This window comes from Pseudomonas sp. FA-1, assembly GCF_056856075.1.
This window is the reverse complement of the sequence record NZ_JBWXTH010000004.1, coordinates 28471-41236: the sequence shown is the minus strand read 5'-3', so window position 1 is coordinate 41236 and position 12766 is coordinate 28471. Positions and strand designations below refer to the sequence as shown.

Here is a 12766-nt window from a genome sequence, read left to right as displayed (position 1 = left end):
TCCGGCGCTATCCCCGTTCAGGTCAGCAGTGCCTGCAAGGTGGCCAGGTCGTCGGCTTGCTCGACCGGCTTGTCGTGGCGCCAACGCAGCATGCGAGGAAAGCGTACGGCGATGCCGCTCTTGTGGCGCTTGGACAGGGCGATACCCTCGAAGCCGAGTTCGAACACCAGGGTCGGGGTCACGCTGCGCACCGGGCCGAAGGTTTCCACGGTGGTCTTGCGGATGATCGCATCGACCTGGCGCATCTCTTCGTCGCTCAGGCCGGAATAGGCCTTGGCGAATGGCACCAAGGTGCGCCCCGGCGTATCCGGCGGACCATCCCAGACGGCAAAGGTGTAGTCGCTGTACAGGCTGGCGCGCCGACCATGGCCGCGCTGGGCGTAGATCAGCACCGCATCGACGCTGAAGGGGTCGATTTTCCATTTCCACCACAGGCCCATGTCCTTGGTCCGGCCCACGCCATAGAGGGCATCGCGCTGCTTGAGCATCAAGCCTTCGACGCCGAGGCTGCGAGAGCGCTCGCGTTGGCGCGCCAGCGCCGACCAGTCGTCGGCCAGCAGCAAAGGGGAGAGCACGACCGGCGTCAGGGGATGTTCGCGCAACAGCGCCTCCAGTTGCGCCCGGCGTACATGCTGCGGTCGGTTGCGCCAGTCTTCGCCTTGCCATTCGAGCAGGTCGTAGGCTTGCAGCACCACCGGGGCGTCGGCGAGCAGTTTCTTGCCCAGGGTCTTTCGCCCCAGGCGCTGCTGCAGCAGGGCGAAAGGCTGCACGGCAATGTCAGCGGCGCTGGCACGGGGCTTCCAGACCAGGATTTCGCCATCGAGCACCACACCATCAGGCAACGTAGCGGCGAGGCTATGCAGTTCGGGGAAGCGCTCGGTGACCAGTTCCTCGCCCCTGGACCATATCCACAACTGGCCGTCGCGCTTGACCACCTGGGCGCGGATGCCATCCCACTTCCATTCCACCTGCCAGGCATCCACCGGGCCGAGCAGAGCGTCGAATTGCTCGAGGGGGGCCTGCAGCGCATGGGCCAGGAAGAACGGGTAGGGCTGGCCACCGCGCTGCTGGTGTTCATCGGCCGATTCGGCAGCCACCAACTGCAGGTAGCGCTGCGGCGTTGGGCGATGGCTAAGGTCGGTGTAGCCGACCAGACGCTGGGCCACGCGCTTGGCATCCAGGCCTGCTAACTGGGCCAGGGCCCGAGTGACCAGCAGTTTGGACACCCCCACCCGGAAGCTCCCGGTGATGAGCTTCACGCATAACATCAGGCTTGGCCGGTCCAACTGCGCCCACAAGACGGGCAGGCGTTGACGGATCACCTCTGGCGGCTGCCCGCGCAACGGCAGCAGGTGCACCTCGACCCAATGGGCCAGACCCTCGTCATTGCCGTGTGGGTTTTCCGGCAGCAGCAGCGAGAGCGTCTCGGCCAGGTCGCCCACCGCCTGGTAGCTTTCCTCGAACAGCCAGTCCGGCAGGCCGGACATTGTCAGCGTGAGCTCGCGCAGCAGACGGGTCGGTACCATTTGCCTCGGGCGCCCGCCCGCCAGGAAATATACGGCCCAGGCCGCATCTTGCGCGGGTGCCTGGGCGAAGTAGGCTTGCAGGGCCGCGAGCTTGGCATTGCTGGAAGTGGTGGCGTCCAGCTGCAGATAGAGGTTGGCGAAGGCCTTCATGGTGCCGCCTCGCCGATCGGATCGTCTTCGTCGCCGTATTCGGTCACGAAGGCCCGTGCGTCCAGGCCTTGCTCACCGAGGTAGCGCACCAGGGTATTGACCGAGCCATGGGTGACCATGACCCGCTCGGCGCCGGTTTGCTCGATCGCCCACAGCAGTCCTGGCCAGTCGGCATGGTCGGAGAGCACGAAGCCTCGGTCCACCCCGCGCCGGCGCCGGGTGCCACGCAGGCGCATCCAGCCGCTGGCGAAGCCGTCGCTGTAGTCGCCGAAGCGTTTCATCCAGCTGCTGCCGGCGGCCGAGGGCGGGGCCAGGACCAGGGCCTGGCGCAAGCGTGGGTCGTTACGTGGAATGTCCCCGGCGTAGTGGGTATCCGGCAGGCGTATGCCGGCCTCGCGATAGACCCGGTTCAGCGGCTCCATGGCGCCATGCACGAGGATCGGGCCAATGCCGGCATCCAGGCCGTGAAGGATGCGCTGGGCCTTGCCGAAGGCGTAGCACAGCAGCACGCTGGCTTTGCCCTGGTCGCGATTGGCCCTCCACCAGGCGTTGATCTGTGCGAACACCTCGGCCTGGGGTGGCCAGCGGTAGATCGGCAAGCCGAACGTCGACTCGCTGATGAATGTATGGCAGCGCACTGGCTCGAACGGCGCGCAGGTGCCATCGGGCTCGACCTTGTAGTCGCCCGACGCGACCCAGACTTCCCCCTGGTATTCCAAGCGTACCTGGGCCGAGCCCAGCACATGGCCGGCTGGGTGGAAGCTCAAGGTCACGCCATTGTGCTCGAGCCGCTCGCCATAGGGCAGGGTCTGCAGGTCGATGTTCCCTAGGCGGCTGTGCAGGATGCCGGCGCTGGGCTCGGCAGCCAGGTAGCGGCGATTGCCCGGGCGGGCGTGGTCGCCGTGGCCGTGGGTGATGACGGCTCGGTCCACCGGCTGCCAGGGGTCGATGTAGAAGTCACCGGGCGGGCAGTACAGGCCTTCGGGACGGGCGATGACAAGGTCCATGGGGCGCGTCGGCTGGCTGAGGGCTTGCTAGCTCAGAGCGCGAGGTGGTGTGGGAAGTTCGAAAGAATACGGGCAGCCCAGCTGGGCTGCCCGTACGCGTCTGCGATCGGGGAAGAGTGGCTTCAGCGGCCAGGCACCAAGGTGAGGCGTTGGCTGCCATAGGCGCGGGAGAAGTTCTGCTGTTGCAGGGGCAGGCTCATGAAGCGGCCCTTGAACCAGGCGTCCAGGCCGTCGCTGAAATGGCGGCTGACCGGGTTACCGGACTGGCCATTGCTGGTCAGCACCTGCAGCGGTTCGGCCTGGCCGAAGTCGACGATCATGCGTGCCGAGGCCGGCAGGCTGGTGTCGAAGCTGCTGCCCCAGGCATAGGGCGTCAGGGCCAGGGTGCTGAAGTCGCCGCCTGCAGCCATGGGCCCCCGGCTGATGGCATCGCCCAGCCCATGGTAGGCTGGTGCCGGCCAGCGGTACTGGTGCAACCGGCCCCATTGCCAGGCGCGACGGTCGGGCCCCAGTTGCGTGTTGCCGGCTTCCATCGCTGCCGCCAGGCTGCGGGCGAGGATGGTGGGCTTGTCTTCTGTTTGCGCCGTGCTGCGATCATCCCAGAACGGGCTGTCTTCGCGCCCGAGCAGATGGTCGGCCTGGGCCGAGTAGGACAGGCGCGCATTGCCGACGAACGCCTGCCAGGCCGGGCTGGATTCCGGGCCGAGTTCGTCGAGGAAGGTCTGGCGCGCTACGGCCTGGAGGAACAGTTGGTACAGCGCGGCATCGGCCGAGACCGGGCTCAGGCGGCCATCGAATGCCTTGAGCGTCGCCAAGGCCTCGCGAGCCTGGGTACGCTGGGCGGCGGGCAGCGCATCGATGGCCTGGGCCAGGGACTGGGCCATGCCCGGCGCGTCGAACATTTGCTTAAGCTTGTCCGCTAGCAGGGTGACCTGGTCATTCTGCAAGGCCATCAGGCTGCGGCTGTCATGACGACCGTTGCCCGCCAGCTGGGCCAGGCGCTCGGCGCGCTCGGGGTAGTACCAGGTGTTGGACAATTGCATGCCGTAGCCACGGGGCAGGCTGCGCTGGTTGGCATGGCCGATCCAGCCGGCGGTAGGGTCCTGGTCGTAGGGGTGGAGCATCGGGTCGGCAAAGCCGTCCCAGTCGTAGCGCCCGTCCCAGCCTGGCGAGGGCAGCAGGCCCTGGCCTTCACGGCGGTTGGGGTAGCGGCCGCTGACCTGCCAGCCGATGTGCTGGGGTTCGGCGAAAACGAAGTTCAGCGCTGCGGCACCGACTTCGCGGGTGGTGTCGAAGGCGCGCTCCACCGACGGCGCGCGGGTCAGGTTGAACAAGGCATCCAGGCTGGCGTCACCCTTGAGCTGCGGCAGGTTCAGGGCAAGCCCCAGGCCGGCGTTGGTCGGCTGGCTGAGCAGGGTGCCGTGGCGAGTTTCGTACATCACTTCGCGCTGCGGGCGCTGGCCACGTATGAAGAAGGTCTCGCTGCGAGCCCGCGCCGGCTGCCACTTGCCATCGGCCAGGTAGCTCATCTGGTTGCCTTGGCGGCGCAGTTGTTCCAGGTACAGGTCCTGGTTGTCGGCCATGACCGCGCTGCTGCTCCAGGCCAGCTTGCCGTTGTAGCCAGCCAGTACGATGGGCAGGCCTGGCAGCGACAGGCCGGCGACCTGGTACTTGCTGGTATGGATCTGCACGGGGGCCAGGGCCCAGTTGGCGCGACTGTCGCTGGCCAACAGGCTCTTGCCGCTGCGACTGCGCTGTGGGCCCAGGGCCAGGTTGGCCGAGCCCGGGCTGCCGAGCAGGCCCAGGTCGGCGAGTTTCTGGCTTGCACTGGCCAGGGCATCCAGGCCCGGCAGCTGGCTCGCCAGGTTCAGGCCCTTGAGTTTGTCCAGCTCGGCTTCGGCCAGCGGTTCGTCCGGCGCGCCCGGCAGCAGCCAGGCCAGCTTGTCGGTGCCGACCTTTTGCGCCAGGGCCAGGGCGGCGAGCTCTTCCTGGAGGTTCACCGATTGGCTGAAGGCATAGAGGCTGAACACCAGTGCCGAGTCCTCGGGCTTCCAGTACTCCGGGCGGTAGCCGCTGCGGGCGAGCTGTGCCGGCAGCCGGTCGCGGTAGCGGAACAGGTAGGCATTGACCCCGCGAGCGTAGACCTCGAAGAAGCGCTTCAGGCGCGGCGAGGCATCGGCATACAGCTGCCCGGCGCTTTGCTTGAGGTTGGCGGCGCGCATCAAACGGTCGACGCCCAGCGCCTCGGGGCCTGCCAGCTCGGCCAGGCGGCCCTGTGCGAGCAGGCGCATGGCGACCATCTGTTCGATGCGGTCACCGGCATGGATATAGCCCAGGCTGAATAGCGCGTCATGGAAGCTGCTGCTTTCGATCAGTGGCGCGCCCATGGCGTTGCGGCGTACCGAGACGTTCTGTGCCAGGCCCTTGAGCGGTTGTACGCCCGTGCTCGGAGGCAGGCTGTCCTGGTAGCCGCCCGTCTGGCAGCCGGCAAGGCCGAGCATGCCGAACAACGCGGCGGCAGTACCGAACCGAGGGCGGAAGGGAGGAAGGGCGGCGGCGGCCATGACGAGGCTCCTGCTAGGCGTGGCGGGGGTTCAAAGGCGCTACGTTAGTGAGCGCGCAGTCGCCATGCAAGGTGCCTGGAGCCTTTTATTTTCGGGGGGCTGCCCAATGGCCGAAGTCTGCAGGAACAGGTGCCATGGCTATCGCCGGGCCGGCCTGCTCCCCCACGGGCTTGTCCCGCGATGGCCGCGAAGCGGCCCGCAGGACATGTCTGCTGACGTCAGGCCCCGTGGCACTTCTTGAATTTCTTCTGGCTACCGCACGGGCACGGGTCGTTGCGGCCGACGTCCTTCAGGGCGTTGCGCACCGGCTCTTGGTGGCCGTGGTTGCAGTGCGGGCCGTGCACATGGCCGTGGTCGTGGTCGTGGTGGTCGTGACCGTGGTTGCAGTCGGGGCCATGGACATGGGGTTGTTGGGTCATTGCGGGGTTACTCCGGTTGAAGATCGCCGGGGATTATCTCACCACTGCGCGACAAGTGCAGGTCCCGAGGGACGATCAGCCCGGTGTTCAGCTCACCCTGCAGGCGGTAATGCAGGGGTTGTTCGCTCTTGAGCAGCTTGGCCAGCGGCTTGAGGTGCTGCCACAGGTTGGTCCGCGCGGTGATCTTGAAGGTGCGCGTGGCATGGCCGCCGACACTGCGCCAGAGGCTGGCCTCGTCCTGGGCCAGCAGCAGTTCGTTGAGTTTCACCGAGTAGGCCAGGTTGCGAATGAACAGGCGGCTGTCGTTGGGGTTGTCCACCCGCAGGTGGAGCACGAACTCCTGCTGGTGCAGGCGGGCCTTGACGGTCTCGACCTTGACCAGCTGGATCTGCGGCTGGCGCCAGCTGTCGCCGCCCCAGCCGGCACAGCCCGCCACCAGTGCCAATGAAAGGGTGAGGAGGAGCAGGCGGGCCGAGGGGATCATGGTCAGCTACCGATGTAACTGGCGCAGCATTTCTTGAATTTCTGCCCGCTGGCGCAGGGGCAGGGGTCGTTGCGGCCGGCCTTCAGACCTACGGTCGGATCGATGAAGTACCAGCGGCCGTCGTGCTGGACGAACGCGGAGCGTTCATGGTGCTGGTGGTCGCCTTGCTGGTCGTGCCAACGGGCGGTGAAGCTTACGAAGGCGTGCTCGGGCTGGCCGCCGAGCACCTCGGCGTGCTCGACCTCCAGGCCCAGCCAGGTACTCTGGGCGCTCCACGCAGCAATGGCCGCGCGATCCAGGCCTGCCTGCTGGGCGGGCAGGGTGGTCGCCACCAGGTAGTCCACCAGGCCCAGCACATAGGCGCTGTAGCGCGAGCGCATCAGCGTCTGGGCGTCGGGTGCCGGGGTGCCGGCGTGATAACGCCCGCAGCACGCGTCGAGCAGGTTGCCGCTGCCGCAAGGGCAGACCGAGACACTCATTGCATCACCACCAATACTTGCCGAAGTTTTCAGGGTTGGCCCAGAACTTGGCGTTGAGCCAGTCCGGGACCTGCTTGTAGTCATGTAGATCATAGGTGAACAGGCTCAGCACTTGGTCGTCGCGGCGGAATTTCTCGCTGGCTGACAGCGCCAGGGCGAAGAAGTCGGTGTCATGCCAGCCGCAGGCCTGCAGGTCCGCCAGCACGGCGACCCGGCTGGCATTGAGGTTGCGGATGCCGCCGAGCAGCTCCAGGCCGGTGCGCTTGGGCAGGTGTTCGAGGCAGTCCACCAGGACCGCGAGGTCGAAACGCTGGGCGGCGGCCTCGGGCGGCAGCGGGCCCGGTGCGACCGTTTCGATGTGCACCTCGGGGTGGGCCTGGGCAAATGCCTCCAGGGCCGGAAAACGCGTGCCCACCAGCAACAGGCGCTGGGGCGTGAAACGCTCGAGCAGGGCGGCGAGGGCCTGCTGTGGGGTGCGCTGGGAGAAACCGTCGGTCATTGCCAATCCTCGTTCAGGTGGGCCCTAGACTAGCGGGCCCGGGGCGGTCGGCAAAGAGGCATGGCTTATTGCTGGCAGAGAGGGAATGCGCGGTCTTTACTCCGAAGGATCGGTCTTATGCCGATTCCCCCTAGGAGAAGCAACAAGATGAGCATAGTACGCACAGCGATACCCCTGGTCCTGCTCACCAGTGTGTTGACTGGATGTGCAGGTTTGCAAAAAACCGACTGGCCGAAGTGTGCTGCCGTCGGGGGTGTGGGCGGCGCTGCCCTGGGCGCCATCGAGAGCTCCAGCTGGGCTGGGTGGGGCGCGCTGCTGGGCGGTGGCCTGGCGGCGGGCTACTGCTGGGCCCATGGCGATGGCGACGAGGATGGCGACGGCGTGCCGGACAGCCGCGACAAGTGCCCGGGTACCCCGCCCGGGGTGCAGGTCGATGCCAATGGCTGCCCGCCGGAGCCGGCCCCGGTGGTCGAGGAAGTGGTGGTGCAGAAGGAAGAAGTCATCGTCATCCGTGACGTGCACTTCGAATTCGACTCCGCACGTCTGACCGCAGCCGACAAGGAGCGCTTGAACACCATCGCCACGCGCCTGAAACAGGAAGCGCCGAGCGCCCGCCTGACTGTGACCGGGCATACCGACAGTGTCGGCTCCGACAGCTACAACCAGAAACTGTCCGAGCGCCGTGCCCACTCGGTGACCGACTACCTGGTCGAAAGCGGCGTACCGCGCAGCAGCTTCGTCTCGGTGGTAGGTGCTGGCGAGACCCAGCCGGTGGCCGACAACGCGACCGCCGATGGCCGTGCCATGAACCGTCGTACCGAGATCAAGATCCAGCGCTGACGGCCTGCGCCCATGCCTTGAGCAGTGGCATGGGCGCTCCCAATTCGAGTGACCGGCCGTGGCCGGTGACACAGGAGCATTCATCATGGGTGTCATGTCGAAGGCGGCATTGCCGCTGCTGGTGGCCACGAGCTTGCTGGGCGGGTGTGCCACCCACAGCGATGGCAGCGCGCCCCTCAATCAACGAACATGGCCGCTGTGCAGCCTGCTGGGCGGGTTGGTCGGCGGTGGCCTGGGCGCCATCGAGAGTTCCGCCTGGGCGGCTGGAGCCGGCGCTGCCGGTGCGATCGCCGGTGGCTTGATCTGCTATGCCCAAGACGGCGACGAGGATGGTGATGGTGTGTTCGACCGCCGCGACCGCTGCCTGGACACGCCGGCCGATACCCGGGTCGACCATATGGGTTGCCCATTGCCGCAGTACCCGCCCGCCAAGGCCGAGGCACCAGCGCCGGCGCCTGAGGTGATCACCCTCGATGACCAGGGGCAGGTCCTGTTCGCCTTCGACTCCGCCGAGCTGACTGCTGGCGCCCAGCAGCGTCTGCAAAGCCTGTTGCCCAAGCTCAACGACCCGACGGTGATCAGCGTCAAGGTCATCGGCCACACCGACAGCGTCGGCTCGGACAGCTACAACCAGGCGCTGTCCGAACGCCGTGCCAGCAGCGTTGCCGAATATCTGATCAGCCAGGGCCTTGCCCCAGCCAAGGTGACCAGCCAAGGGCGTGGGGAAGCGGAGCCTGTGGCCGACAACGACACCGACGAAGGCCAGGCGCGGAACCGGCGGGTGGAGCTGCACCTGAACTGACACCTCTGGCGCCTATCCTGGCATGGGTTTACTGTTGGCCGGCGGCCTGCCCGAACGGGCCGCAGCCATAACAACAAGACAAGACAGGGGGCGGGGCATGAAATTCATCCTGGGCCTGGGCAAGGCTCTGACGGTGGTGTTCTGGTGGGTGGTGCTGGTGAATCTGTTCATGCCACAGCCACTGCCGTTCAATTTGCTGATCAACGCTGCGGGCATCGTCCTGCTGGGGCTGCATTGCCTGGAGATGTTGTTTTTCAACGGCAGCCTGCGCGGGCGCAGCCATCGCTGGTTCGATCGCTTGCAGATCCTGCTCACCGGCATTTTCCATGTGATGTCCATTCCCAAGCCCCTGGAGGCGCCCCGCCATGCGTAAGTTGATGCTTTGGCTGGCGCTGGCCAGCCCCCTGGCCCAGGCCCAGAGCCTGGACGTTGCCGCCCACTCGGTGCTGCGCCTGCCGAACAAGACGGGCAGCGTGCACCTGGAGCGCCTGCAGGTGGCGGACTCGGCGACCTTGTTGTTGCCGGCGACACTGAGCGAATTGAAAGTCGACCACTTGGTGCTGGGGCGCGATGCGCGGATCGCCGTCACCCCTGCCGAGAAGCCCTTGCGGATCGAGACCGGCGCCGCCGTGCTGGGGCAAGGAAGCGAAATCACTGCCACCGGAGCGCCGGGTACCTATGAACGGGCCGCCCGGCCGGGGCGTGACCTGGACCTGCGCCTGAACGGCTTGCAGGCCGAGCGGTTGTCCATCGACGCCCGAGGCGGGGCAGGGGCGCCGGGCTATGCCGGGCTCGATGGCGCCAATGGCAAAGCCGGTGGTTGCACTTGGGGCCAGGCGGGCCGTGGTGCGGATGGCGACGACGGGGGCGACGGGCACGACGGTGCCTCGGGCGGTCGGATCCTCCTGGCCGTGCCGGCAGGCTTCCCACAGGCACGTATCGAGGTTCGCCTGGAGGGTGGCGCGCCCGGTAAACCAGGGGCTGCCGGCAAGGCAGGGTTGGGCGGCAGCAGCAAAGGGTGCCTGGTCTACCGCACCGAGGCGGGGGCCGATGGTCGGCCTGGCGTCGCTGGGCAGCCGGGGTTGGCTGGGGCTGCCGGGGAGCTGATTCTGCAGCGGTTGTAAGCAGGTGTGGGCCCTTGGGGCGCAATCGCGGGCTTGTCCCGCGATAGGGCCTGGGCAGTCATTCCATCAACATGACCCTGCCGACTCCCTCAAACCAGAACCCGCGAACTCGCCACTGCCACGACCAGCATCCCCATCAACAGGTTGATCCCGACCATCCGTCGAATCCGCCCCAGCACCGACGCCCCCGCTGCCCAGTCCTGGGCCTGCACCGCCGCCCGCAGTTCCGGCAGCAAGAGCGCCTGGACCCGCATGAACAACGCAAACATGACGATCGCCCCGCCGATCATCACCTGGATATAGCGGGGCGCCGTCTCGAAGCCGTTGAACCGCATGTGCAACATCCCGATACCACTGATCGCCAGGACCGCCACTGCCAGCCAGACCCATCCGAAGAAGCGTCGGAAAACTTCCACCCACAGCTTCAGCCGTGCCGGCCCTTCCAGCGCTGCAACCGTTGCCGGACGCAGCACCAGCCAGGCGAAGAACATGCCGCCGACCCAGACCAGGGCTGCCAGGACGTGCAGTGTGTAGGGCAGGGCAAAGGCAAGCATATGGTTCTCCATGGGGCATAAAGGTCGATAGAGGGGTATGATAGCCGGCCCATGCGAAACACTGAAAATTCATCCAGCCCTTCGGGCGCCTGCAGACCATGATCAGCAACGAACTCAAAGCCACCATCCAGGGCGCCTATTCGCGTTTTCTCGAAGCCAAGAGCCTCAAGCCCCGCTACGGCCAGCGCCTGATGATCGCCGAAGTGGCCAAGGTCCTCGGCGACATCGCCTGTGACGACGAAGGGCGCCGTGCCGGTGAGCCCGCCGTGGTCGCGGTGGAAGCCGGTACCGGTACCGGCAAGACGGTCGCCTACAGCCTGGCTGCGATCCCGGCCGCCAAGGCAGCCGGCAAGCGCCTGGTGATCGCTACCGCCACCGTCGCCCTGCAGGAGCAGATCGTCTTCAAGGACCTGCCCGACCTCATGCGCAGCAGCGGCCTGAACTTCAGCTTCGCCCTGGCCAAGGGCCGCGGACGCTACCTGTGCCTGTCCAAGCTCGACATCCTGCTGCAGGAAGGCCACGCTCAGTCGGCCACCGCCCAGCTCTTCGAGGAAGAAGGCTTTCGCATCGAAGTCGATGAAAAGAGCCAGAAGCTGTTCAACAGCATGATCGAAAAGCTCGCCGGCAACCGCTGGGACGGCGACCGTGACAGCTGGCCCGAGGCGCTGGAAGACCAGGACTGGGCTCGCCTGACCACTGACCACAGCCAATGCACCGGCCGGCATTGCCCGAACTTCCAGCAGTGCGTGTTCTACAAGGCCCGCGAGGGCATGGGCAAGGTCGACGTCATCGTCACCAACCACGACATGGTTCTGGCCGACCTGGCGCTGGGCGGTGGGGCTGTGTTGCCCGACCCGCGCGACACTATGTACGTCTTCGACGAAGGCCACCACTTGCCCGACAAGGCCATCGGCCATTTCGCCCATTATTCGCGCCTGCGCTCCACCGCCGACTGGCTGGAGCAGACGGCCAAGAACCTGACCAAGCTGCTGGCCCAGCACCCGTTGCCCGGCGACCTGGGCAAGCTGATCGAACAGGTGCCGGAGCTGGCGCGGGAGGTCCGCACCCAGCAGCAGTTCATGTTCACCCTGTGCGAGCAGGTGGCGGACTTCCGCCCCGGCGAGGACATGGAGGGGCGCGAGCGCCCTCGCTACCGCTTCGAAGGTGGCGTGGTGCCGGAGCAGATCCGCGAAGTCGGTATCGAGCTGAAGAAAGGCTTCGCCCGTCTCAACGACCTGTTCACCCGTTTGGCCGATCTGCTCAAGGAAGGCATGGATGGTGAGGTCAACATCGGTATCGCCAGCCACCAGGCCGAAGAATGGTACCCACTGTTCGGTAGCCTGGTGACCCGTGCCCAAGGCAACTGGGAACTGTGGACTGCCTTCACCGCCGAAGACCCGGAAGACAGCCCCCCCATGGCCCGCTGGCTCACCCTGGCCGAGAGCGGTGCGCTGTTCGATATCGAAGTCAATGCCAGCCCCATCCTGGCGGCCGAGATGCTCCGGCGCAGCCTGTGGAACGTGGCCCATGGCGCCCTGGTGACATCTGCGACCCTGACCGCACTGGGCAAGTTCGACCGGTTCCGCATGCGTTCGGGGCTGCCCCGCGACGCGGTCACCTGCGTGGTGCCCAGCCCCTTCGTCCATGGCGACGCCGGGCTGCTGCGGGTCCCTGACCTGGGGGCCGACCCGCGGGATGTACCGGGCCACACCGCGGCGATCATTCGCGAGCTGCCGAAGATGCTCGAGGAGGCCCGCGGTGCGTTGGTACTGTTCTCTTCGCGCAAGCAGATGCAGGACGTCTTCGACGGCCTGGACCGGGACTGGCGCAAGCTGGTACTGATCCAGGGCAACCTGTCCAAGCAGGAAACCCTGAACAAGCACAAGGCGCGGGTGGACGATGGCCAGCACAGCGTGCTGTTCGGCCTGGCCAGCTTCGCCGAAGGGGTTGACCTTCCAGGCGCGTATTGCGAGCACGTGGTGATCGCCAAGATCCCCTTCGCCGTGCCGGACGACCCGGTCGAAGCAGCACTGGCCGAGTGGATCGAGGCCCGTGGTGGCAATCCGTTCATGGAGATCGCCGTGCCCGACGCCTCGCTGCGTCTGATCCAGGCTTGCGGCCGTTTGCTGCGGACCGAGCAGGACCGTGGCGTCATCACTTTGCTTGACCGCCGCCTGGTCACCCAGCGCTACGGCAAGGCTATCCTCAATGCGCTGCCGCCGTTCCGGCGAGAGATTTCCTGACGGGCGGAGCACGAAGCTCCGCCCCCGTTGTCTATGACCTGTCGCGGGCCCCAGTGCCCTGAAGGAGAGCTGCAA

13 protein-coding genes are annotated in these 12766 nt (G+C 66.6%); 5 read left to right on the top strand and 8 right to left on the bottom strand.

Going from position 1 to position 12766, the window contains the following annotated elements:
* Positions 1-17: 17 nt before the first annotated feature.
* The 7 genes from AC1MHZ_RS08945 to AC1MHZ_RS08915 all read right to left on the bottom strand — a co-directional run bounded on the left by AC1MHZ_RS08945 (position 18) and on the right by AC1MHZ_RS08915 (position 7128).
* The gene (locus tag AC1MHZ_RS08945; protein ID WP_482966277.1) at positions 18-1676 is read right to left on the bottom strand and encodes an ATP-dependent DNA ligase; all 1659 of its coding nucleotides are present in this window, start codon (positions 1674-1676) and stop codon (positions 18-20) included.
* Positions 1673-2683, bottom strand: coding sequence for a ligase-associated DNA damage response exonuclease (locus tag AC1MHZ_RS08940; protein WP_084856055.1), 1011 nt, complete (start codon positions 2681-2683; stop codon positions 1673-1675). Before AC1MHZ_RS08940 ends, AC1MHZ_RS08945 begins: the two co-directional genes overlap by 4 nt.
* 122 nt (positions 2684-2805) lie before the next feature.
* Positions 2806-5247, bottom strand: coding sequence for a penicillin acylase family protein (locus AC1MHZ_RS08935; protein ID WP_482966276.1), 2442 nt, complete (start codon positions 5245-5247; stop codon positions 2806-2808).
* Between the two features lie 218 nt (positions 5248-5465).
* Complete coding sequence (locus tag AC1MHZ_RS08930) at positions 5466-5666, bottom strand: SEC-C metal-binding domain-containing protein (RefSeq protein ID WP_023379046.1); 201 nt, start codon at positions 5664-5666, stop codon at positions 5466-5468.
* Between the two features lie 7 nt (positions 5667-5673).
* Positions 5674-6150 carry an LEA/WHy family protein gene (locus AC1MHZ_RS08925; RefSeq protein ID WP_084856058.1) on the bottom strand — a complete coding sequence of 159 codons (477 nt, stop codon included), beginning with the start codon at positions 6148-6150 and terminating at the stop codon, positions 5674-5676.
* A 2-nt stretch (positions 6151-6152) separates the two neighbouring features.
* The gene (locus AC1MHZ_RS08920; RefSeq protein WP_084856060.1) at positions 6153-6629 is read right to left on the bottom strand and encodes a YchJ family protein; all 477 of its coding nucleotides are present in this window, start codon (positions 6627-6629) and stop codon (positions 6153-6155) included.
* Positions 6630-6633: 4 nt separating this feature from the next.
* On the bottom strand, positions 6634-7128 hold the full coding sequence (locus tag AC1MHZ_RS08915) for a DUF6231 family protein (RefSeq protein WP_084856061.1): 495 nt from the start codon (positions 7126-7128) through the stop codon (positions 6634-6636).
* A 147-nt stretch (positions 7129-7275) separates the two neighbouring features.
* On the opposite strand from AC1MHZ_RS08915, the gene AC1MHZ_RS08910 reads away from it, so the two are divergent.
* The 4 genes from AC1MHZ_RS08910 to AC1MHZ_RS08895 all read left to right on the top strand — a co-directional run bounded on the left by AC1MHZ_RS08910 (position 7276) and on the right by AC1MHZ_RS08895 (position 9894).
* Complete coding sequence (locus AC1MHZ_RS08910) at positions 7276-7968, top strand: PA1041 family peptidoglycan-binding anchor lipoprotein (RefSeq protein WP_084856063.1); 693 nt, start codon at positions 7276-7278, stop codon at positions 7966-7968.
* An 85-nt stretch (positions 7969-8053) separates the two neighbouring features.
* Positions 8054-8770, top strand: coding sequence for a PA1041 family peptidoglycan-binding anchor lipoprotein (locus AC1MHZ_RS08905; RefSeq protein WP_084856065.1), 717 nt, complete (start codon positions 8054-8056; stop codon positions 8768-8770).
* 97 nt (positions 8771-8867) lie between these two features.
* Complete coding sequence (locus AC1MHZ_RS08900; RefSeq protein WP_482966275.1) at positions 8868-9143, top strand: DUF1145 domain-containing protein; 276 nt, start codon at positions 8868-8870, stop codon at positions 9141-9143.
* Complete coding sequence (locus AC1MHZ_RS08895; RefSeq protein WP_084856069.1) at positions 9136-9894, top strand: collagen pro alpha-chain precursor; 759 nt, start codon at positions 9136-9138, stop codon at positions 9892-9894. Before AC1MHZ_RS08900 ends, AC1MHZ_RS08895 begins: the two co-directional genes overlap by 8 nt.
* Positions 9895-9983: 89 nt before the next feature.
* Here AC1MHZ_RS08895 and AC1MHZ_RS08890 read toward each other — a convergent pair whose 3' ends face one another.
* Positions 9984-10448, bottom strand: coding sequence for a CopD family protein (locus tag AC1MHZ_RS08890; protein WP_482966274.1), 465 nt, complete (start codon positions 10446-10448; stop codon positions 9984-9986).
* A 98-nt stretch (positions 10449-10546) separates the two neighbouring features.
* Here AC1MHZ_RS08890 and dinG point away from each other — a divergent pair, with 98 nt between their 5' ends.
* On the top strand, positions 10547-12691 hold the full coding sequence (dinG, locus tag AC1MHZ_RS08885) for an ATP-dependent DNA helicase DinG (RefSeq protein WP_324813312.1): 2145 nt from the start codon (positions 10547-10549) through the stop codon (positions 12689-12691).
* The last annotated feature ends 75 nt before the right edge of the window (positions 12692-12766 follow it).